9 protein-coding genes are annotated in these 24,489 nt (G+C 64.4%); all 9 read left to right on the top strand.

Annotation, left to right across the window (positions count from 1 at the left end; all coding sequences use genetic code 11):
- Positions 1-265: 265 nt before the first annotated feature.
- Complete coding sequence (locus tag ABZX61_RS29175; protein ID WP_355199403.1) at positions 266-1,267, top strand: serine/threonine-protein kinase; 1,002 nt, start codon at positions 266-268, stop codon at positions 1,265-1,267.
- Between the two features lie 10 nt (positions 1,268-1,277).
- A complete protein-coding gene (locus ABZX61_RS29170; protein ID WP_355199620.1) occupies positions 1,278-4,061 on the top strand; it encodes a DEAD/DEAH box helicase in 2,784 nt (927 codons plus the stop codon).
- A complete protein-coding gene (locus ABZX61_RS29165) occupies positions 4,058-9,043 on the top strand; it encodes a class I SAM-dependent DNA methyltransferase (RefSeq protein ID WP_355199402.1) in 4,986 nt (1,661 codons plus the stop codon). The genes ABZX61_RS29170 and ABZX61_RS29165 overlap by 4 nt, the downstream gene beginning before the upstream one ends.
- The gene (locus ABZX61_RS29160) at positions 9,040-15,438 is read left to right on the top strand and encodes a DEAD/DEAH box helicase (RefSeq protein WP_355199401.1); all 6,399 of its coding nucleotides are present in this window, start codon (positions 9,040-9,042) and stop codon (positions 15,436-15,438) included. Before ABZX61_RS29165 ends, ABZX61_RS29160 begins: the two co-directional genes overlap by 4 nt.
- Entirely contained in the window at positions 15,435-17,573 is a 2,139-nt protein-coding gene (locus ABZX61_RS29155) for a UvrD-helicase domain-containing protein (RefSeq protein ID WP_355199400.1), read from the top strand. Before ABZX61_RS29160 ends, ABZX61_RS29155 begins: the two co-directional genes overlap by 4 nt.
- A complete protein-coding gene (locus ABZX61_RS29150; RefSeq protein WP_355199399.1) occupies positions 17,570-18,463 on the top strand; it encodes a serine/threonine-protein kinase in 894 nt (297 codons plus the stop codon). Before ABZX61_RS29155 ends, ABZX61_RS29150 begins: the two co-directional genes overlap by 4 nt.
- Before the next feature lie 212 nt (positions 18,464-18,675).
- Complete coding sequence (locus ABZX61_RS29145) at positions 18,676-20,421, top strand: N-6 DNA methylase (RefSeq protein WP_355199398.1); 1,746 nt, start codon at positions 18,676-18,678, stop codon at positions 20,419-20,421.
- Positions 20,422-20,554: 133 nt separating this feature from the next.
- Positions 20,555-22,462: an AAA family ATPase gene (locus ABZX61_RS29140; protein WP_355199397.1), complete on the top strand. Its 1,908-nt coding sequence runs from the start codon at positions 20,555-20,557 to the stop codon at positions 22,460-22,462.
- Entirely contained in the window at positions 22,459-24,318 is a 1,860-nt protein-coding gene (locus tag ABZX61_RS29135) for an ATP-dependent helicase (RefSeq protein ID WP_355199396.1), read from the top strand. Before ABZX61_RS29140 ends, ABZX61_RS29135 begins: the two co-directional genes overlap by 4 nt.
- Positions 24,319-24,489 lie beyond the last annotated feature (171 nt).

Genomic DNA, 24,489 nt, shown 5'->3' with positions numbered 1-24,489 from the left:
TGTCATTCACGATGTCGCAACCAATTCGTAGCAACCAAACCGTTGATGTCTCCTTCCAGCCTGGACAGTCCAGCCCTGCCTGGTCGGGACTCTAGGTGCGCCCCGGCAGGCTAGCACTGATCTGTTCCATGAATCCAGTTCACAGTAGATTTTTCCGTAGACCCCCGATGTCGTATCGGCTAAGGTGATCCGAGTGGCCGAAGTAACGGGTGGCTACATCATGCGATAAGAGTCTGTGTCTTCTCCGATGTCAAGGTAGGTGGATGTGGATCCTTTGGACCGCTCCGATCCCATACGGATCGGCGACATCTCCCTGCGGGGCAGGCTCGGATTCGGTGGGATGGGCCGCGTGTACTTCGGTGTAACCGATGATCGCGAACCCGTGGCGATCAAGGTGATCCGCGAAGAACTTGCCGCGCGAGCCGAGGTTCGTGCCCGTTTCGCCCGTGAAACGGACGCGCTGCGCACGGTCCAAGGCCCGCACATCGCCGCTCTCGTGGACGCCTCGGACGAAGGCGAAGAGCGGCCGTGGTTTGCGGTTGAGTACATCCGTGGTCTGACACTGAAGGAGTTCGTGGAGAGCCGCGGTCCCCTCGACGAGACTCACGTCGCGGCGTTGGGTGTGGTGCTCACGGGAGCCCTCAAAGACATCCACACCGCCGGGTTATTCCACCGAGACCTCAAACCCGCCAACGTGATTCTCGGTCGTGACGGTCCCAAGGTTATTGACCTTGGGCTGGTCGCCTTCGCCGATGGGCCCACCGATTTGACCACGACCGAGTCCACGATTGGCACGCCATCGTGCATGTCGCCAGAACAGGCGAACACGCCAAAGCACATCACCGCGGCCGCTGACGTCTACGCCCTCGGCGCGACACTGCTGTTCGCGTTGACCAAGCACTATCCCTATGATGGCGCGACAGTCGCTCATATGCTCATGAACATCATCAGTGCCGACAAACCACCGAACCTCGACGGCTTGTCGGACAGGACCAGGCCCTTGGTCGAGAAGATGCTCGCGCACAACCCCACCGCACGTCCGACGGTCGCCCAAACACATGATTGGCTGCAGGAACTCTGTGGACCGGCTGCCCTCAAGCGGCTTGTCGAGGCGACCTACGTTGAGCGAGAAACCGACCCTCCAGACATCGCGCCGCCATCGAGGCCGCCCAGAAAAGACCTGTCCGAGGTCGTGGTGCCCGGCTCGGTCGTGGCCAAGCTGGCCGACCGCCTGCGCTCTGTTTACTCCGTCAACGCCGCCTTCTAGGAGCACCCCTGTGAGCGAGACCTCCTTCCCCCCGGGCGCCCGGATCGAAGTACGAGACGCCGAGTGGATTGTCCGTACCTGCGCAAAGACCGCGCATGACGGATACAAGATCACAGCGGTTGGCGCATCGGAGTTCGTACGCGACGAGGACGCAGTCTTCTTCACCGAACTGGACACGGTGAGCCTGCTCACGCCCGAGGAAACGGTGCTGGAACAGGATGGGACCTCCCGCTTCGCTCAGAGCCGGCTTTTCCTCGAAGCGGTGCTTCGCAGGACCCCACTGCCGCAGACGGAGAAGGGGCTGGCCCTGGCCGACCGGTTCCTCCTCGACCCGCTGCCCTATCAGCAGCGGCCCGCCGAGCTCGCGCTCAAGGGCCTGCGCCCGCGCATTCTCATCGCCGACGTGGTCGGCCTGGGCAAAACCTTGGAGATTGGCCTCATCCTCGCCGAGCTGATCAGGCGCGGCAGAGGCGAGCGCATCCTGGTAGTCACCCCGCAGCAGGTCCTGGAGCAGTTTCAGCACGAGCTGTGGACCCGGTTTGCGATTCCACTCATCCGTCTCGACTCCGTCGGCATCGAACGCATCCAGCGGGAGATCCCCGCCGGTCGCAACCCGTTCACCTACTACAAGCGCATCATCGTCTCCATCGACACCCTCAAGAACGAGGGCAAGTACGGGCAGCACCTGGAGAAGATGCACTGGGACGCGGTCGTCATCGACGAGTCCCACAATCTGATCGGTGAGACCAGCTTCCGCAACAAGCTGGCCAGGCTCCTGGCCCGGCAGACGGATGCCCTCCTGCTGGCCAGCGCCACCCCGCACAACGGCAACAGCGAATCGTTCGCCGAGCTGATCCGCATGCTCGACCCGGCCGCGATCGCGAATCACCAGAAGTACGAAGCCAGGGACATCGACCACCTCTACATCCGCCGCACCAAGATCAGCCCCGAGGTGCGCGACCAGATGGGCAGCAAGTGGCCCGAACGCGGTCCGTCCATCCCGATCAGATGCGCGGCCACGCGGGCGGAAGAGCGGATCTTCGAGGAGCTCACCCAGGTCTGGCTCGCCGGAGACCAGCGAACCGGGGGCCCCGTCGTCACCTCGAAGAATCGGCTGTTCCCCTACACGCTGCTCAAGGCATTCCTCTCCTCGCACAAGGCATTGGCCAAGACGGTCGCCAACCGGCTCAGGAACGCCGACGAACGGCGCGAGATCGATGCGCTTAAGACCTTGCAATCGCTCGTTGCCCAAATGGCCGACGAAGACTCGGCCAAGCTCGCCGCGCTCGTCGACGTGCTGGCCAAGATCGGTATAGGGCCTCGCAGCACGACCAGGGCCGTCGTGTTCTCCGAAAGCGTCGAGACTGTCAGATGGTTGAGCGAAGTCCTCCCCAAGCGGCTGGGCCTGCCTGCCAACGCGATCGACATGATGCTCGGCAACGGCATGTCCGACCAGCAGCAGCAAGAGATTATCGAAAGGTTCGGCTTGTCCGACAGCCCGGTCCGCGTGCTGGTCACCACGGACGTGACCTCCGAGGGCGTCAACCTGCACCGGCAGTGCCACCACCTGGTCCACTACGACGTGCCGTGGAGCCTGATCCGCATCGAGCAGCGCAACGGCCGCATCGACCGCTACGGGCAGGAGAACCAGCCTCAGTTCAGGGCGCTCAACCTCACCTCCAGCGTCGAAGGCGCCAAGGACGACCGGACAGTCGCGGAGAAGCTGCTGGACAAGGAGGCGACCGCGCACCGCACGCTGGGCACCGCCGAGGCCGTCACCGGCGAATACCGGGCCGAACGCGAGGAACGCCGGCTCATTCAGGACCTCCTCGCCGGCAAGACCGTGGAACAGTCCCTTGAGGACAACCCGGAGCACGGTGTCATGTTCGACCTGTTCGGCTCGGTCGAACGCAGGCTGTCTGGTGGCACTGACGCGGCCGACGCCGATCCGCTCCAGGCTGACGTGCCCCGGCTCTTCGACGGCTCGGAGTCGTTCGTGAAGGAAGCCATCAGCACGCTGGGCCTGCTCAAGGATCTGGAGGACGATGGCGAGATGCTCGCGTTCACGCCGCCCCCGGACCTGGTTCACCGGCTCTCCGCACTGCCAGCCGACTACCTGCGGACGCATGACGTGCGTAAGCGCATGAAGGTGACCTTCGAACGCGAGCTGGCACAGCGCAAGCTCGCGGAGGCCCGGCAGACCAAGACCATGTGGCCGGAGATCGCCTACCTGTCCGATCTGCATCCCCTGGTCGAGTGGGTGACAGACAAGGTCCTGGTACGCCTCGGCCGCCAGAAGGCCCCCGCCATCACCGCCCAGGTAAGCGAGCCCACGTTCCTCATCCAGGGCATCTACTCAAACACGCTCGGCCAGCCCACCGTCGTCGAATGGATGGCGGTCACCTCGGACGGCGTGCTGCCCGAAGAGATGACCGACGTCATCACGAGGGCCGGAGTTGGCCCCCGCATGACAAACACCGGCCGGCCGCTCGACCTCGCTTCGCTCCAGGAGCAGCTCCCGCGTGCCGTCGCCGTCGCGCGCGAGCACCTGGAGGCTCGCCGATCCGACTACGACGTGCGGGTGGTCGCACCTCTCGATGACTACCGCGGTCAGCTCGAGGAGTGGCAGCAGCTCACGCTCGATGGTGTACACGTCTCCCAACGCGGGCGCAAGGAACAGCGCGTCCGCGAGACCGTCGAGCGGCAGCAGCGCCTGCTCGACTCCATGAAGACCACCGGCGAACCGCTGCTGCGAGTCCTCGCCGTTCTCGTTCCCGAGGAGGCAGGGCAGTGAGGCTCGACTCGCTGGTCAACCGCGGCGACTACTTCTCGGCCCACTACTTGGCCGAGGTGCTGCCCAAGGATCTGAAGAAGAAGGACGGCCTGCTCGCCCGCTGGAGCGAGCAGGAAGAGAACGGACGCACGACGCCCCGAAAGGGACTGCGGGCACTCGGCAAGCCGTACTTCGCCGAGCGGCCGTACTTCGCCGACATGGATCAGCGGTTGCGCGACGGCGAGATCCCAGAGGAACTGCCGGAGTGGCGCAAGGCGCTGGGGGAGTTGCACGGCGAGGTGCTGCGGGCCCTGGCTTACACCGCCCAGCCCCGCGAGCTGATCGTGGAGCGGGCAGGCAAGGAGCATTCCGTCCAGGTCGCTTACGCTGACGACCACCTGATCGCGGTCGAGTCCGCGTGGGCCGTCGATGTCGACGCCGCCATCGATGGTGAGGTCCTCTATCCGGTGCAGCTGGACAACCGGGAGCAGCTCACCGAGTGCACCAAGCTGGCCTCCTGGCTGTTCGCCAGTGAGAATCCGCCGCGCTACGTGCTCATCCTGGCCGGTGGCGTGCTCATCCTGGCCGACCGGGCGACGTGGGGCGAAGGCCGTTACCTCGCGGTCAGCCTGGACGTCGCGCTGGGCCGCAATGACCAGGCCGAGCTTGAGGTCATCGCGGTACTGTTCGGCGCCGACTCGCTGCTCCCGCCCGCGGAAGGCGGCGCTGAACCTCTCGCCGACCTACTCGCCAACTCCCGTAATCACGCCGTCGGAGTTTCGAAGGAGCTGCGCGACGGGCTCAAGGAGTCCGTCGAGCTGATCGCAAACGAGATTCTGAACCGCATCCGCGCTCAGGGTGCCAGGCCTGAGGACATCATGGAGTCGGCCGCCCTGGCCAAGGAGCTCGGGCGTGAGTCGCTGCGCTACCTCTACCGCATTCTGTTCCTGCTGTACGCCGAGGCGCGGCCCGAGCTGGGCATCCTGCCGACCGACGACGAGGACTACACCAAGGGCTACGGCCTGAGCCGCCTCGGCGATCTGGTCGTCCGCGACCTGTCCGGCGAGGAGGCCCACAACTCCTTCCACCTGTACGAGTCGCTCGACCTGCTGTTCCGTATGGTCAACGACGGTCACCGGCCCCGCACCGGCCACGAGGTCTCCGAGGATGAAGGGCTGCGCTTCGAGCCGCTAAAGTCCGACCTGTTCAACCCCAAGGCGATCAGGCTCATCGGCAGTATCTCCCTGGACGACGAACTCGAGCCATGGAAGATCGACACGCGGCTGCGAAATGAGACGCTGTACAAGGTGCTGCGCAAGCTCATGCTCACCAAGGGTCGACGTAAGGCGCGCGGCGGGTTCATCTCGTACGCCCACCTCGGCATCAACCAACTCGGTGCCGTGTACGAGGGGCTGATGTCCTACACGGGCTTCATCGCCACCGAGGACCTGTACGAGGTCGCCAAGGGCGGGGACGTCAAGGACGGGTCGTGGATGATCCCGGCCTCGAAGGTGGACGACTACCCGTCCGAGGTTTTCGTTCGTCGGATCGACGAGGACGGTCACAAGACGGACGAGTACGTCCGCTACCCCGAGGGCTCCTTCGTCTACCGCCTCGCCGGCCGTGACCGGGAGACGAGCGCTTCATACTACACGCCCGAGTCGCTGACCCGGGTCACCGTCCAGCTCGCCCTGCAACACCGCCTTGACCAGGATGGCACCACCACCTTGGCACGCGAGATCCTCGGCTGGAAGATCTGCGAGCCCGCGCTCGGCTCGGGCGCGTTCCTCAACGAGGCCATCAACCAGGTGGCCGCCGAATACCTCAAGCGTCGCCAGCAGGAGCTGGGCCAGGAGATTGAGCCAGACCAGTACGAGGAGGAGCTGCAGCGGGTCAAGGCGTACATCGCCCTGCACAACTCCTACGGCGTCGATCTCAATGAGACCGCGATTGAGCTGGCCGAGGTTTCGGTCTGGCTCAACGTCATGCACCCCGGCCTCCAGGCCCCCTGGTTTGGACTGCACCTGCGGCGCGGCAACTCCCTCATCGGCGCGGGCCGCCGCGTCTACCAGGCTGCCCAACTAGCCAAGGGCACCTGGCTCAAGGAAGCCCCCGAGGACCTTCCCTTCTCCGCTGGGCCCCTGCCCTCCGGGCGGGTCCACCACTTTCTCCTGCCCGCCGAGGGGTGGGGCGCAGTCGCTGGGGCCAAGGAGGCTAAGGAACTGGCCCCCGAGCAGACCAAGCAGCTCACCGCGTGGCGCAGGGCGATCCGCGCGAAGGTGTCGGATAAGAAGGCGAGCGGCCGGCGGCAGAGCCAGATGCAGAGGCTGCAGGCGCTGGCAGGGCGTGCCGGGTACCTGTGGGACCTGGTAGTGCAGCGGCTCACGATCTCCGAGCGCGAGATCAGCCGCAAGATTGACGTGTGGGGCGCCGACTGGATCGACCAGCCGGCCCACGCAGTACCCAAGGAGAAGGTCTTCGAGGACCTGACCTCGCCTGGCACGCCGTACTGGCGGCTCAAGAAGGTTATGGACGCTTGGTGCGCGCTTTGGTTCTGGCCGCTCGACCGCGTCAGCCTGCTCGACGGCTCTGACCCGGTCTACGACCGAGCCGCGGGGACTGAGCTGGAGCAGGTACGCCTGGCCGAAGTGACGTCTCCTGCGCCGGTGTCAGAGGAGTCGATTGGGTTCGGTCAAATGTATGTGACGGAGTCCCTGTTCAGCGTGGGGGACAAGCAACTCGACTTGGCTGCCTACGCACTGGAGGCCAAGGCCGTGACGGGTGGCGGACCCAAGCGTGTCGCCAAGCCGCGGCCCGTGCTGGACCCGGTGCGGCCGGTGATCCCGCTGACGAACCTGGACAACTGGCTAGACTTCGCCGAGGCCGTGCTGGGGCGGGCGGACATCCCCGAGGACTCGCTGGTGGCGAGCTTCGCCTCGCTGGCCCATCTCGAGGAGTACGAGGATCAGCTGCCCGCGTGGATGGGGATGGACTCGGAGCTGAAGCTGCCCGAGCGGTTCCCGTGGTTGCACGTGGCGGAGGACATCGCGGAGGAACAGGGGTTCTTCCACTGGGAACTGCAGTTTGCCCAGATCTTCAAAAAGGGCGGCTTCGACCTCCAGGTCGGCAATCCACCGTGGGTTAGGCCGCGATGGATTGAAGCCCCGATCCTGGCCGAATTGGAGCCATGGTTTATGCTAGCAGAAAAGCCAAGTGCCGACGAATGGCGCGGCCGGAGAGCGGACATCCTCCAGCATGAAACAGCGTCCAGCTACTATCTGGACGAGCTTTCCGCTATGACGGCAACACTCGAATTTCTTGGGTCCGGGATCGCCTATCCATTGTTGATGGGCACGCAGCCGGATCTTTATCGGGCATTCATGTGCCGTGTATGGCTTGCCCTCCATGGATTCGGTACTGCAGGGTTGATTCACCCTGACACCCACTTTGGCGGGGTAAAAGAAGGACGCCTGCGCGCTGCAACTTACCGCCACCTGTTGATGCATGCACACTTTTATAATCGGCGCGGCATATTTCCCGAAATTCACGCAAATACCGAGTTTGGTATCCATGTCTATGGCAAGCGCGGGGATATCGAATTCTCGCATGCAAGCTGGATTTTCGATCCAGCTGTATTGGAAGGCTCGCTCAATCATGATGGAACCGGCGACTTGCCCGGAATTAAGTATGAAGGTAAGTGGGAGTTGCGCCCGCATAGGGAGCGGCTGGTTCGCGTAGACCGTGAGCTACTTTCTCAATGGCGTGCAATCGCAGGTGCTATCGACGTCCCGGTCGAGCAGACTCCGCTGCTTTATCCCGTTACCAGTGCAGAGGCGGGTGCAATCAACGCACTGGCTGTTTATGATCAGAGGGTTGGTTCACTCGACCTCATCGTAAGCCGAGGATACGATGAGCCTCGAGCTCGAGCGGCGGGCGAGATTTACTGGCTAACCGGTCCGGTTCAGAAGTGGCAAGATGTAGTCCTCCAAGGGCCGCATATTGGGATCGCGACACCACTGCGGAAACAGCCCAAAATTCCATGCCGAAACAATACCGATTGGAGCCCTATCGGGTTGGCGGAGATTCCTGCTGACGCTTTGCCGCTGACAAATTACAGGGCGGCGGAAATAGGTTCCATCCACCGCCTCGGGCAGAACACTGGTGACGGCAGGCGATATGCTGGCAATTACCGCCTAGCGTGGCGGAAGATGATCCCTTTCGATACTGAGCGGTCGCTTTATGCCGCACTGATTCCACCTGGTCCAGCGCATATACATTCGCTGTTGTCAATAGTGCTGGATAGCAAGCAGGATATGGTGCTGGCCGCTGGGTTCTTTGCAGCGTTGCCGGTGGATTACCTTCTTCGGATTTCTGGTAAGGCGAACCTTGACGCAGCAGATGTGCAAGGCATGCCCACCGGTGATCCCAACCATCCATTGGCTGCAGCACTTTTTCTCCGGACACTTCGCTTGAACTGCGTGACTAATGCCTACAGCGGCCTCTGGGTTGAGCTATTTGATTCGGCTTGGCAGACGGAGACGTGGGCTGTGGACTGGTCTGGGATGCAGCCCCTCGGCGATGTTGCTCCGGACTGGCAGTACACTACGCCTCTCCGGACGGAACGCGAACGGCGTGCGGCGCTGGTTGAGCTTGATGCTTTGGTCGCGATCTGGCTTGGTATGACTGCTGAGCAGCTCGTTGCCATCTACCGTTCTCGCTATCCAGTCCTTTCCGATTACGAGGCGCAGATCTGGTTCGATGCCAACGGCCGGAAGATCGCGGGCAACCACAACACCTATGGATACGGCCAGACCAAGGAGGACTTCGGGCAGCTCATGGCCCATGTCGATCCTGAAGTCAACGGCCCGGTCCCCGACGGCTACACCGCCCCCTTCTATAAGGCCGACCGCGAGGCCGAGTATCGCCAAGCCCACGCCGTCTTCGCCGACCGCCTCAGCAAGTCCGGGTGGGTCGGCCGTACTGGAAAGGACGGTGACGCGTGAGACCGACGCTGGCCGCCGACGAGGTGCGCACCAGCCTGACCCAGTACCTCACGACCACCTTCGCCCTGGCCGACCGCCCCGTTCAGGAAGCGCTGACGCGCTTCCTGAACCACCCAGAGCAGGGCATCTTCCGCGGCCCCTATCTGCGCATCCGCACCCCGTTCCGCCCTGCCGAGGACGGGTGGCGACAGTGCGTGGAGTGGGCGCCGGCGGGCTTCATACCGTACCGGCACCAGGCGCGGGCGTTCGCGCGCCTGAGCACGCGCGGAAAGCAGGCCGAGCCCACCCTCATCACCACAGGCACAGGTTCTGGCAAGACCGAGTCGTTTCTGATCCCGGTGCTCGATCACTGTCGCAGGCAGCGACACAAGGGTAGGCACGGGATCAAGGCCGTGCTGCTGTATCCGATGAACGCCCTGGCCACAGATCAGGCGCACCGCATCAACGACTATCTGTTGCAGACCGGCCTGGAGGACGTGACCGCCGCGCTTTACATCGGCGACACGCCCGAAGTCGGCTACCCCAAGGTGATGACCCAGCGCTCGGAGATCCGCCGCAACCCGCCGGACATCCTCATCACCAACTACAAGATGCTCGACCTCCTCCTCCAACGCGCCGATGACCTGCTGATGTGGCAGGACGCGGACCTGGCGTACGTGGTGGTGGACGAGTTCCACACCTACGACGGCGCGCAGGGCACCGACGTGGCTATGTTGCTGCGCCGGCTGGCCGCCGCCACCGGGCACGCCCGCCCCGGCAGGCCGTTGGGTGACATCTGCCCGGTAGCCACCTCTGCCACTCTGGGCGAAGGCGGTGACGGCGAAGCGATCCGCGAGGTGGCCGGGCAGGTCTTCGGCACGGCGTTCCCCGAGGACGCCCTGGTGGGGGAGGACCGGCTGGCGGTGGAGGAGTTCGTCGGCGAGATCGACGTGACGCTTCCGCTGCCGGGGCCCGACGACCTGATCGCCTGTGGCGACCCGCTGCGCGACCCGGGCACGATGGAGCAGCTCGCCGCCGCGGTCACCGGCAGGAACACCATCAACAGCGCCGAACTGGGGGAGGTGCTGAAGAAGCACATCCTCACGCAGGCAGTACTCGACCTGCTCAGCGGTGGTCCCCGCACGCTGGACGAGATGCTGGAGTTGCTCCCCCGTAGGGGCGCCTATAACTGGGGTGCCTACATCCGCGACAACCCGATCAAGGCCGCGACGGCGCTGGCCAGATTCGTCGCGCTGCTGTCGCAGGCGCGCGACCCCGAAGCCCCCTCCCGGCCGTTCCTGCTGATCGAGACCCACATGTGGGTTCGGGCCGTGTCGCGCCTGCTGCGCCTAGCCCACCACACGCCGGCTTTCGCCTGGATCGGCGAGCTCCCCGTGACCGACGCCGACTCCACCATGAACGTGCTCGGCAAGACCCTGCTACCCGCCGTCTACTGCCGCCACTGCGGACGCTCGGGATGGGCCGGGTTCTTCGCCGAGAAGGACCCCACCACGCTGATCCCCAACCCGGAGCGGATCTACCGGGCGACGGTCGGCCCAGATAAGAAGCGAGTCCGCCCGCTCATCCAGGCCACGGAGGGAGAGGTCGCAGCCGTCGCCAAGGGATTGCAGGTGCTCGACGGGGCTCGGGTACGGGCATACGACCCCGGCAAGGACGTGTACGGCGAGGGCGACATCGTGTTCGTGCTGGCCGATCTGGACACCAAACAGGAGGCCAACAACGCCGCCGACCAGGACCGCTGCCCGGCCTGCGCCACCGACCAGGGCATCCGCTTCCTCGGTGCCGGTCTGGCCACGCTCGCGTCCGTGGCGATCACTCAGCTGTTCGGCGGCCGGCAATTGGAGGACGGGCAGCGAAAGACGCTGCTATTCAACGACTCGGTGCAGGACGCCGCGCACCGGGCGGGTTTCGTCGCCAACCGGTCCTTCGCCTTCTCTCTGCGGCGCTTGATCAGCCAGCGACTGGTCCCAGAGGCGCCGATCCTGCTCAACGACCTGATCGGCGACCTGGCGGCCGCGGCCAGTGAGTCGCGTGTACTGCCCTCCGTGGTGCCGCCCGATCTGCACGACCGGCCAGAGATCGACGCGATCCTCGCTGAGGAGACCAGTGGCTCCAAGCAGGCGTGGGACCTCATTGGGGACCGGCTGGCCTTCCAGACGATCCTGGAGTTCGGGCTGCGCTCCCGGCAAGGTCGTACGCTCGAACTGACCCGCACCGCCGTCGGCGAGGTCGTCCTCGCGGACCCGCAGAAGATCGCCAGCCTGGCCCGCGACGTGCACCAGCTCACGCCCGGGATGATCGAGCCACAAGCGGACGAGCGATATCTGGTATTCGTTCGTGGCCTCCTCGAACGGCTTCGCTACCGGGGTGCGATCAAGCATGAGTGGCTGGACAACTGGCTCGCCAACGCCGGCACCAAACGCTACGGAGCCGTCTGGGGGCAGCGTAAGGACGGCATGCCCGCCTTCCCTCGCGGTCTCAGCGCCCCCACCTTCCTGCTCGACCGCTTCAAGAAGAACTCCGAGTTCGACCGCATCGACGCCGAGCAAGGCTGGTCCCAGGACTGGGCCACCCGCTGCCTTGGCCTGGCGCGCGGCCAGGCGGGACAGTACCTGGCGAAGCTGCTGCCCGTCCTCGCCGGCGAAGGCGTAATTGCCAAGCGGACCGCCGCCGACGGCTCGACCGGCGTGTACGGCCTGCAGCCCGGCCACATCCTCATCCACGCCCTGGAGAACGGCCAGGTCAACGAAGCGGGTCTGGGCTGCGACAGGTGCGCGTGGACCCAGACGATCCTCCCTGAACAGGTCGCCGACTGGGATGGACAGCCGTGCCCCCGCTACCGGTGCGGTGGCTTCCTCACCGACCGCGGCACCCAGGACTACCGCAACGACTACTACCGCCGTCTCTATCTGGGCGACGGCGTGTTCCGGGTCGTCACGGCCGAGCATACCGGCGCGCTCACTCGCCGCCAGCGCGAGCACGTCGAGCAGCGCTTCCGCGATGGCACCCGCTACAACGACCCGAACGTGTTGTCCTGCACCCCTACGCTGGAGCTGGGCATCGACATCGGGGAACTGTCCGCGGTCATCCTCGCCTCCCTGCCCCCTGGCCCGGCCAACTACGTGCAGCGCGTCGGCCGCGCGGGCCGCCGCACCGGCAACGCGTTCCTAGTCACCATGGTCGGCAGGTCACCACGCGACCTGTACTTCCTCAACGAACCTCGCGACATGATCGCCGGGCAGATCGTGCCACCGGGCAGCTACCTGTCGGCCGTGGAGATCCTGCGCCGCCAGTACGTCGCCCACCTGGTCGACCTGTGCGCTCGCGACCGGCTGCCCGGCGTGCTGCCGCTACCCCGGCGTGCCTCGGCACTGTTCGGCGAGACCGGCTGGCTGGCCGCATTCGTGCCCGCAGCCCTCGCCTCGAACGCGGTCGACGGCTTCCTCGACCTATTCGGCGACTCCGTCATGCCAGAAGCAGCAGCCGACCTGCGTGACTTCGCGGCCGAAGGGCTGGCACGGGCCGTGGAGCAGGCACAGCAGGCATGGGAGCAGCGCCTGGCCGATCTGCGCGAGCGCCTGAAGACCATCGACACCGCCACCGAGGCGCTGGTTGAATCGGACCCGTCCCAGCTGGGGGTCAAGAGGTCGCTGGCCGCCGAACGGCGGGCCGTGTCCCGGCACATCGGCGAGATCGGCCGGGAGAACGCCCAGGCCGCCCTGGTCGAGCTGGGACTGCTGCCGAACTACTCCCTGATCGACTCCAGCACGGCGCTGGAGGCCACGATCACGTGGGAGGAGGAGGTGCCGGGCGGGAAGCAATATCACTCCGAGGTCCGTGAGTACAAACGTCCGGCGCGGCTCGCGCTGACCGAACTTGCGCCCGGCAACTCCTTCTACATGCGCGGATACCAGCACAAGATCAGCGGCCTCGACATCGGGACGCCGTCCCGGCCCGCCTGGGTGGACTGGCGGGTCTGCCCCGGCTGCGGCCATGTACGCACCGCCCTGGCCATCGAGGACATCTCACCCTGCCCGCGCTGTGGCAGCCGCGACATCGGCGAGCTCGACTCCCTGCACAAGGTCCTGCGCCCTACCCGCGTCACCGCCCATGACCGCCGCGACGACGCGCAGATCGACGACGACAACGACGACCGGCAGCAGCGCTACTACGAGAGCGCCGTCGCGGTGGACATCGACCAGGTGGACATTGCGCCAGGATCATGGCGGCACGGCAAGGCCGTCTTTGGCGTCGACTTCACCCGCAAGGCCGTCATTCGCCGGTTCAACTTGGGCACCATGCGCCACGACCGGCAGGAGGTGAAGAAGTTCGCAGGGGAGGACGCCAGGCTCAACCCCTTCTACGTCTGCCCGTCCTGCGGAGGCACGACCACCGACGGCCCCCCTGCCGCCGGAACGTCGGACGGGCTGCTCGCCACCTCCACCACCGACCAGGCTCGCAGGCACCACCGTCCCTGGTGTGTCTACCGGCGCGCCGCTCAGGACACCGAGCACGTCAAGCTGATCCTCGCCCACGAGCTACGCACGGAGGCACTGCGCATCCTCCTCCCGATCGCCACACTGATGGCGGAGGAGCGCACCGCCACCTTCCAGGCCGCGCTCATGACCGGCGTCGCGGCCAAGTACGGCGGCGACCCCGACCACCTGGCGATCGTCACCGCGACCATGCCCGACCACGACACCGGACGGCGGCGTCGGTTCCTCGTCCTGCATGACACGCTGCCTGGCGGCACGGGTTACCTGCACCGGCTGTCCACCCCGGAAGGCTTCCGCGAGGTCCTGTCCGCGGCACACAAGATCGTGATGGAGTGCCCGTGCAAGGAGGAGCGCGACAAGCGGGCCTGCCACCGCTGCCTGCTCTCCCACGTCCCCGGCAGCATGTACGACAAGGTCAGCCGGGCCGACGCTCTTGAGTTGCTGGATGGTCTCCTGGCCGAGTGGGAGGTCACCGAGATCTCAGACACCGGCGAGATCTCGCTGTGGGAGCAGGTGGAAAGCGAGCTCGAAGCCCGCTTCCTCGGCGGGTTGGAGACGTGGGCGCGGCGTGCCGACACTCCGGGGACACTCGCCAGAGGTGAGGTCGTCAACCGCAGGAAGACCGCCGACCTGCGGATCGAGGGCCCCGACGGCATCATCCGGCACTGGCGGATGATCCTTCAGAACACCATCAGGGAGACCCGGCCTGACGTGGTGTTCCGGCTGATCGACTCCGAGCCGCAGGAGGTGTCGGTCTACCTCGACGGGTACGCCTATCACGCCGCGCCCGAGATCAACCGGCTGGCCGGCGACGCCGCCAAGCGCGCCCGGCTGCGCGCGCACCGCGGGCTGGTCTTTCAGCTCACCTGGGACGACCTGGAAGAGTGGGAGCAGCGCGACTTCGCGCCGAACACCTCACGCGAGCCGCTGCGCGCCCCCTACCTGGGCAACGCGCAGAACGCCGCCCGCCGGGTTTACACCAGTTCACAGGGCGATCCCGAGGAACTGGTGCGCACCATGTGGACCAACCCCATCGAGACGCTGCTCGCCTACCTCGCATCCCCCATGCCCGGCCTCTGGCTGAAGCGCACCGAAGCGGTGGTCGCGGGTGCGGTACCGGCGAGCACGGCCATGAGCAGATGCGGTCCCGATGGCGTCGCCGAGCGGCTGGCCGCCGCTCTCCGTGGCCTGCCTCTCCCGGCCTCCGCCTCCGGGAATCAGCAGGTGACCCTCTGTATCAGCGACCCGCTTACGATCGTTTTCGATCAGCGTTCCGCCGAACCGGTGTGGAGCGCGTTCATCGTCATCGACGATCGGAACGAGACGATCAACGCCGACGAGGCAGGCCACCGGGACCGCTGGGCCAAGTGGCTGTACTGGGGAAACCTTCTGCAGTTCCTCGACGCCGGTCGGGGAGACAGCGGACAACTAGCGTTCACAGATCTGGACGCGTTCGACCCGGCACAAGTCGCCGCCGCGGGCGGCGTCGGGTTCCTGAGCGCGCTCAGCCTGGCCCCGCTGGACGAGGACCTGCGCTCGCCCGAAGAGACCACCCCGGTCCGGGGGACGACGCCTCCTCCTTCCGAGCCGACGGGCAGGTCAGCACGATGGGAGGAGGTCCTCGACCTCCTTGAGCCCGACGAGCCAGGGCTGGCCGAGCTTGCCCACGCCCTCGCCGACCAACGCACCCGGCCCCCCGAGATCGGCTACGAGCTGGGTGTGCAGGCGTGGCAGGCGGAGCTCGCCTGGCCGGCGGTGAAGGCAGCGGTCGTGCTTGCCGGTGACGACGATGAGGCACGCAAACGCGACGCCGCCTATGCGGAGGCGGGTTGGGACGTACGTCCGGCAACGGGCTGGACGCCCGAAGAGCTGGCCGAGCGGATCGGAGAATCGGAGTGAGTACGGCGACGCTGCGGCTGCTCGACAAGGCCGACAAGGAAATCCTCAAGCTCCCTAGAGCGGTCAAAGGCGCGATCTACGACTTCCAGCACAAGTTCCGCCATGATCCGAACAACCCCGGGCTCCGGTTCAAGCAGCTCAAGGGACACCCGCGGCTGTTCTCCGCCCGGGTGAACCTGGACTACCGGGCACTGTTGCTGCACGCCGGCGAGTCGGAGTACATCCTGGTGGCGGTCAAACCTCGCCAGGAGGTCTACGACAACCTCGACAAGTTCGCCTACCAGATCAACCCGGTGACGGGCGGCATCGAGTTCGTCGATCTGGTGACCATCGAGGAAAAGGTCACGGAGACCGGGCCGGAGCCGCTGTTTGCAAAGTTCTCCGCTGAGACCCTGCTGACACTGGGTGTCGCTGAGCCGCTCCTCGGGCTCATCGCCAAGATCACCACCGAGGACGAGCTGATCGGCCTGGCCTCGTACGCCCCGCAGCTCACCGGCGAGGTCTTGCTGGCGCTGTACTCCGACAAGACGCCGGACGAGGTCCTCGACCAGATCACCACTCCTGTCGCGGCCACCGAGGACATCGATTCCGAGGACTACCAGGCAGCGCTCGCCCGCCCCGCCACCGCCGTCACCACCGAGGACACCGCGCTGCAGGAGGTGCTCGAACAGGGCGACTTCGGCCGCTGGCGGGTGTTTCTTCACCCGACCCAGCGCAAGATCGCACAGCGCGACTACAGCGGTCCCACCCGCGTCAGCGGCGGACCCGGCACCGGCAAAACGATCGTGGCCCTGCATCGGGTCAAATATCTGGTGGAGCGGCTCAGCGGACCGGCCGGCCGCAAGGACGTCCTGCTGACCACCTTCAACAAGAACCTCGCCGCCGACCTGCGCCAGCGGCTCCTCGACCTAGCCGGACCCGACGTCGTCGACCGGGTCGACATCATCAACGTCGACAAGCTCGCGAGCAACATCGTCGCCGAGGCCCACTACACCGGCCCCCGGCGGCAACTGATCGACGACACCAAGGTGCTCGCCGAGTGGCAGGAACTCCTGGACGAGGTGGGCGAACGTCGCTGGGACGCCGAATTTCTGAACGCCGAGTGGTCACATGTGATCCTGGGCCAGGGAACGGCCTCGCGGACCGACTATTTCCGCGCCCGGCGTGCGGGACGGGGCCGCGCCATCAGCCGGGAGGACCGGGCTGCGATCTGGCAACTCGCCGAGCGCTTCGTGATGCGGCTCGACGAGAAGGGCCTGTGGACGTATCGGCAGGTCGCCGAGCGGGCGGCCCGGTTGGAACTCGAACGCGCTCGTGCACGGGAGTCCTACGAGGCGAACGCTGGCGTCCAACGCGAATCCGGCATCTGGCACCGTCCTCGATATCGGCACATCGTCGTCGATGAAGCGCAGGACCTCAGCGCCGCGCACTGGAAGATGCTGCGGGCCATGGTTCCCGAAGGGCCGAACGACCTGTTCATCGCCGGCGACACCCACCAGCGCATCTACAGCAACTACGTGTCCCTGGGCAGCCTGGGGATCAACATCCGCGGGAGGTCCTCGCGGCTGACCCTCAGCTACCGGACCACGCACGAGATTCTCGGGATGGCCGTACGGCTCCTGGGCCAGGAAGAGTGGGACGACCTTGACGACGGCTTGGACAACCTGAGGGGCTACCGCTCGGTCCTGCGTGGTCCCGAGCCGGTGTTCGCGTCGTACCCCACCTGGGACGCCGAACTGGACGGGGTGGTGGAGCGGGTGAGGCAGTGGGGCGGCGGCTCGATCGCGGTCTGTGTGCCCGAGCGACGGAAGGTGGCGGAGGTCGAGGAGCGCCTGGCCCGCGCGGGCATTCAGTCCTCACCCATCACCGCCGACGGCCCGCGACTGGTCGAGGCGCCGGTGCATGTGGGGACCATGCATCGCTTCAAGGGCCTGGAATACCAGCGGATGATCATCGCGGGAGTTGCTGAAGGGCTCGTGCCCGCCCACCGCATCGCGGCGTACAAGGACGACGACCCGCTGCGCTACCGCCGGGAGATGCAGGGCGCCCGATCCCTGCTCTTCGTGGCCGCCACCCGTGCGCGCGACAGCGTCGTGTTCTCCTGGCATGGGCGCAAGAGCAGGTTCCTGCCATGAGGACCATCGCGGACCGTTACAAGATCACCTGCCCCATCGGCCAGGGCGGCATGGGCCAGGTCTGGAGAGGTACGGACCTGCGACTGAACCGCCCGGTCGCCATCAAATTGATCCGCTCAGGCGATCTCGTCTCGGCTGAGGATGCGCGCCGCCGGTTCAACCGCGAGGCCCGTATCACTGCCCGCATCTGCCATCCAGGCGTGCCGACCGTCTACGACTTCGGCAACGATGGTGACCTTTTCATGATCATGGAAGCGCTGTCCGGTGACAGCATCGGCAAGCTCAAGGATGAGTTCGAACGCTTGCCATATCCCTGGGCGGCCTTTATAGGTGCGCAGGTGTGTGCCGTACTAGCGGCAGCGCACGATGCCGGCCTTATTCATCGGGACGTCAAAGCGGAAAACCTCGTACTCTGCCCCAACGGCATGGTCAAGGTCGTTGACTTCGGCGTGGCGACTGCGCTCGGGGCAAGTGAGTTCTCCACAATCACCAGCTTCGGCCAGATTCCGGGATCGGCCCGCTATATGGCACCTGAGCTCATCAAGGGCGAGTCGGTCAGTCAAGCTAGCGACCTCTATGCCGTCGGGTGCCTGTTGTATGAATTGCTTACCGGTTCCAGGCCATTCCAGCACGATGATCTCCTACGAGAAATAGCTCGAAGTCAAGAGGAAGAACCTCCACCTATGGAAGGTGTTCCGGCTGAGTTGGAGGATCTGACTCTAAGGTTGCTGGCTAAGAGTCCAGAGGATCGTCCCGATAGGGCAATAACGGTATACCGGCGACTCTTCTCATTTATTGGCAATCCTTCGCCGTTGCATGGCTGGGTGGAGAGAGACGTCTCCACCGATCCAGTGCGCATGTATGCAGCGGCGCTTTCATGTTTGGGGTAACACAAATGCAAGACAGTGCCACCGTCGCCGCCGCCGATATTGCAAGGCTAGCCGGAGTCGGACGTGCTGCCGTCAGCAACTGGCGGCGACGGTTCGAAGACTTTCCTGTCCCGGTTGGGGGTACCTCCAGTAGTCCGCTGTTTTCGCTCGCCGACGTTGAGGATTGGCTACGACGGCAGGGCAAGTTGAGGGTGATCCCTGCGGAGGAGCGCGTGTGGCAGGAGATCAAGGCTAGTGTCGCAGATCTGCACCTTGGTCATGCAGTGAGCCACGTGGGCGCCTTCCTTGTCTTTCTCGATCAGGAATCCGGGGCCTGGAAGAAACTTGCTAAGAGGGCTGACGAGGAACTGGCCGACCGGCTGGCGTATGAACTTGCTTCTCTTGATATTCCTGGGGAGCCCATGAGTATCTTGGAAGCTCGGCTTCTGCGAGCTATCGCAGACCTGGCAACAGAACGCAGCGCGGCCCATATCTTCGACTTTATTTATGAGCGCTATCTGGAGGCGCATTCGCGCCGTGTGGGTGCTGTCTCAAGCCATGTAGCGAAACTTATGGTGGCCCTGGCGGATGCTACCAGCGGAATCGTCCTCGATCCTTCCTGCGGTCTTGGCTCGGTGCTCATGACAGCAGCGGAAGAAGGCGCCAACGAGCTCTACGGTCAGGAACGGGAAGACCACGCGGCTCAGATTTCCGCCGTTCGGCTGCGGCTTCATGGCTATCAGGGTGCTGTTTGTGCTGGAGATGCCGTCCGCGAGGATGCCTTTAGCTCCCTTCAGGCGGACGCGGTTACCTGTGTGCCGCCGTTCGGCGAACGTAATTGGGGTTATGAGGAGCTTACTTCGGATGTCCGCTGGCTTTACGGCCTTCCTCCCCGTGGCGAGCCGGAGCTTCCCTGGGTGCAACACGGTCTCTATCACCTGAAACCCGGTCGTCATATGGCTGTCGTCATGCCGCCGGCTGCTGCCGATCGTCGTTCGGGGCGCCGGATCCGAGCTCAACTTCTGCGTACGGGGACCTTGCGCGCGGTAGTTTCATTGCCCGCGGGTGCTGTTCCCGGCGCCCTGGCTTCCCCTCACTTGTGGGTCCTGCGTCGACCGTCAACCGGAGACCCGATACCCACACGCGTTCTGATGCTTGATCTGTCCGACCTCCCAGAAGACCAACTTCGCGATGTGGTCGTTGAGCGGTGGCGTGCGTTCACAGCTTCTTCTGATACCGAGCAAGAGGACACGGTTGCGGTCATCGACCTCTTGGACGACGAGGTCGATCTGACGCCCGCTCGTCGAACTAGCGCTCGTCGATCGCCCAACGCGGACCTAAGTTTCTCCACTCTTTTGGAGGGGGTGACTGATTCGGTTAGTCACCTCCAGCAGGCCGTGCGCAATCTTCGGCAACTCCGTGAGGCACAACTGGATCTACCCAAGACAACCATCGCTGAGCAGGCGCGTGCAGGGGCCGTCGTCATTCTCCAGGCGCCCAAAGCCGACATCCAACCAGGCAAGCTCCCCGTCCTTACCCTGAGCGATGTGATTGAGGGTAACGAGCCCAGCGCCCACACGAGACCGATCACCGGGATGGTCGTCCTTCAACCGGGCGACGTTGTAGTTCCATCGGGCGGACGTGCCCTGGTGGTCCGCGTGGTCGAAGATGGTGGGGCCGTACTAGGGCCGGGTCTGTACGCCTTCCGAGTCGATCGCGATCGGATCGATCCTACGTGCCTTGCGGGTTTTCTCCGGGTCTACGGATCGTCGGTGCCACTGCGTGGTCAGACGGGAACGTCCCGCTCGGACATCCGGCGCGTCGAGATCCCACGCCTCCCCATCGATGAGCAGCGGCGGCTTGGAGAGGCGTTCGGCAATCTGGAGCTCTTCGAGAGGGCTGTCAACCGGAGCGCTGCCGAGGCGGCCGCGCTGATACGTCGGGGGTTCGAGGATCTTGCGGCAGGAAGACTCCGCTGACCTGAACGCGGGTATCGAATTTTCGCTCTGTGAACTCAGCTCACATGCTAGCTTGATTCCCGTGACTGTTCTCGCATGGTGGGGGCCTTGAGAGACAGGCGACGCTTCATGCCGCGAGATAGGAACGGTAACCGTGCGCATCAGTCGTGTCCTCATCCGTAACTTCCGTAACTTCGCTCACCTGGAGGTTGTCGACTTCCCGCAGAGTGCCGTCCTGGTGGGGGAGAATGGCATCGGTAAGTCGAACTTCTTGTACGCGCTTCGCCTCGTCCTCGATCCCGAGCTCCCGGATAGTGCGCGGAAGCTCCGCGAAGAAGACATCTCGGAGTTCGGGGCCGGCAGCCTCGTCGATGGCGTGGAAGTTCGCGTCGAAGTGGACCTGACCGGGTTCGCTGACGATCCGCAGACGCGGGCTGCACTCGACGGGTGCATCGTGTCCACGAACCCTCTGACCGCTCGGATCACCTATCTGTGGCGACCAAGAGTCCTTGAAGCCAATTCTCGCTTGACCACGAAGGACTACGACTTCGACATCGTTGGCGGGCCGGACGACGAAGGTAACGCGAAGCGCATTCGTCACGCTGTCTCCGTCACCGTTCTCCCTCCGCTGCGTGACGCCGTGGCGGAACTCTCCCGGCGAGGTTCACCCCTTCAGGAACTCCTTGATGCCCGACCACCCGGCGCTCTGGCGCTTGCTACGGCCGCCGGAACCATCCAGGGCGCCATGGATATCCTTGCCCAGGACGGAGGGATCACTGGAGTAGCTGACGATCTTGCTAGCCGTGTCGGGCAGATGGCCGGCCCTCAGTTGGATATCACCCCGTCTCTAGGCTTCGCCTCCAGCGATCCCACGCGCCTGATGCGGTCTATCCGGCTCTTCGTTGACTCCGGTCGCACCCGAGGTATCAACGAAGCCTCAACCGGTACAGCTAACGTCGTCTACCTGGGCCTTCTGCTGGAGCGCTTGGCCTCTCGCCAAGTCCAAATTGAAGATTCTCTTCTTCACGCCATTCTGTGTGTGGAAGAGCCAGAGGCGCACATCCATCCTGTGCTGCAGCGCCAGCTCTTCCGATACCTGCTCGGCATAGACTCGGCGCTGGTAGTTACTTCGCACAGCCCGCACATCGCTGCCGTCACTTCGCTGAACTCTCTCGTCCTTCTTCGCGCCGCTGACACCGGCGGGACTGTGGCAGCCACGACGTCTGCGATCAAAATCTCCGAACAGGAACGGGCAGACTTGGAGCGCTACCTGACCGTGAGCCGTGCGGAACTGCTCTTCTGCAAAGGAGCCCTCCTCGTAGAGGGCCCTTCTGAGGTCTACCTGCTTCCGGCTCTCGCCCGTGCTTTCGGGTTCGATCTCGACGCGCACGGGGTGATCGTCGCCAACATCGATGGCGTCAACTTTGGACCGTATCGCACCCTGCTTAGCCAGGACGCACTAAACGTTCCTCACGTGATCGTGACTGACGGGGACCCGTACACCAAGGACGCCTACACCCTCTCCGGCCTCGCGAGAGCCGTCAGACTCCTTCCGGACAACGACAGCAAGATCCAATTGGGTGAAACTCTGCAATCACACATCGAGGCAGGAGCCCCGGCTTCGGTGGAGGTTCGGGAGGCTGTCTTGCAGGCCGGTGTTTTCGTGGGGCATGTAACTCTCGAGGTGGATATCGTTCCGCTGTTGGGCGCCGAGATGAGCGCCGCGCATCGCGAGCTGGAGAACTCTACCAACCTTGTGGGCAAGTTTGACGCCGCCATTTCGGCGATCAAGAATAGTGGAGGTACTGCTGACGACTACGCCCGCTTGCTACGGCGGATAGATTACGTCAGCAAAGGCCGATTCGCGCAGCGGCTGGCAGCTCATGTCGAGCAAGCCACCTATCTCGCCTCGGCTGTACAGTCCAGCCAGCTGCCGCTGATCGACCAAGGCTCATACGGCTACCTTCTGGCCGCGCTGGATAGCATCTCGCGGCAGGTGCGTGGCTGCGGGCTCATTTCCAATGCCTCAGGCGCCAACAAGGCGTGCGGGGAGGGTCAGTGACTTTCGTGCCCTCGTCCCTGGCGGTTGAACTGGCGGCGCTCAACGACGAGCAGCGCGAGGCTGCTCAGCACCTCGGCAATCTGGTGGTGCTTGCCGGGCCGGGCTCAGGGAAAACGCGAACGCTCGTAGTCAAGATCGGCTATTTGTTGGCGACGCGTCAGATCTCTCCCTGGCAGAGCATCGCAGCCATCACATACACACGCTCGGCGGCGCGAGAGGTCACTACGCGACTCCGATCTCTCGGCTTCACGCCGGGACGGCAACTCATCTCGAGCACCCTGCACAGCTGGTGCCTCGGCAACATCCTGCGCCCCTATGGCCCGCTGGTTGGTGTACCTGCACCAGGTCCCGGCTCCATCATCGACGAGAAGTCGCCCGAGTGGAGCAGGATCTTCAACTCCTGCAAGGACGATCTCCGCATCTGCCCGGACAAGACGGCACTGAACAGGGCGCGCCGAATTCGCGCAGCAGGTGAAGAGGATGTGGAGACGGCGCATCTCCTTTCGTTCGCGCGGCTATTCGAGGAGCGACTGCTGGATGCAGGCCTGTTTGACTACGACCTGATCGTCTCCCTAGCACTACGTATCCTGCAGGAGAACCCTGACGTATCGAGTATGGTCGGCGCAAGATTTCCCTGGTTGATCGTCGACGAGTATCAAGATCTTGGCCCTGTCCTACACACTCTCGTTTTGCACCTTCATATGGTCGAGAAAGTGAAGATCGCAGCATTTGGCGATCCTGATCAGAGTGTGATGGCCTTCGCGGGGGCTGATCCCCGCTATCTCTGGGAGCTTGCCATCCGACAGGAGTTCCGCGAAATCCTGTTGAGCATCAACTATCGCTGTGGCCAAGCGATCATTGCGGCAAGTCAGATGGCTCTCGACGAGACACGGTCTCACCGTGCAGACCCGCTCCGGCAGGACGCTGGGCTTGTCGAGCCGGTTTACATCGGCGGCGGGTTAGTCGACCACGCGTACGCGGTGGTTCAGAAAATCTCGGCGCTCACTGCAAATGGGCACCCCCTGCACTCCATCGGAGTCTTGTATCCCAATCGGACGCTCCTGAGCCATCTACGAGGTGCTCTGGACGTTGCCAGCATTCCCTACGTCCTAGAGGCGGACGAGCGGCTGCCGCAAGGGGATATGGCAGACTTCATTCGCGATTGCGCAGCGCGGGCTATCCTTGGACCTCAGCCGTCATCAGTCAAAAGTGATCGCCACCTCGACCATGTGAGCACGCTCACGGAGCTTACTCACGCCTACAACAGGCTACGGCGGTCGAGTGGACTCCCCGAGCTTCTCATTAATGCAGCAGGGAGTCGTCTCGACATCGCCCTCAAATCGAGCGATGCCAATGATATGTTGGCGCCATGGGTATCTACTTTGGCGGATGCTCTTGAACTACATGAAATTGGCGCCGCAAGTCGCGTCAGACGCGACCAGGAAGCGCTTGAGAGCTTCCAAGACGCTGCGTTGAGGCACGGCCTGACTATGGGCGACGCTGCAGGTTCCGTACGCCTGGGGAAGGTCGTGGTGACGACCTATCACTCGGCCAAGGGACGAGAGTGGAAATTTGTACTCCTGCCCGGCCTGGTCGACGGTATCATGCCATATCGCAAGTGGTCCGGAGCGCATCGGACTCACCTCGATCCGAGCCCCAAACAGCTCGCAGAAGCGCGTCGCGCCTTCTACGTTGCCCTTACCCGCGCGAAGATCGCTGCTGTTCTCTTCTACGGAAGATATTGGGAAACGGAGTGGGGAGAGCGTAACACCTATGGCGTGTCCAGAATTGTCGCTGAGATGCTCCGTCGCATGGGCCCGATCGGAGCATCGGTTCCTGACATCAGCACTGCGTGAGCCCTGATCGGGTTGCTCGTTCGCCAGCCAGCACACAACCTCAGCTGTGGCCAACCGGTGGCAGGCCCGACGTAGAGCCCCGGCAGTTCCCTGAGCCGGTCTCTGCCGCGTATCGAGGGTGTTGTTGCTGGTCACGATCGCAGCAGGAAGCGTCATGGGCGCGGTGAGGAC

The organism is Nonomuraea sp. NPDC003709, assembly GCF_040610775.1.
GTDB lineage: Bacteria > Actinomycetota > Actinomycetes > Streptosporangiales > Streptosporangiaceae > Nonomuraea > Nonomuraea angiospora_A.
Note: the sequence above shows the minus strand (reverse complement) of the source record. Positions and strands in the feature narration are given on the sequence as shown.

Coding starts and splice junctions, on each gene's coding strand:
- ABZX61_RS29150 (WP_355199399.1), top strand. CDS start 17,570: ATGAGGACCATCGCGGACCGTTACAAGATCACCTGCCCCATCGGCCAG.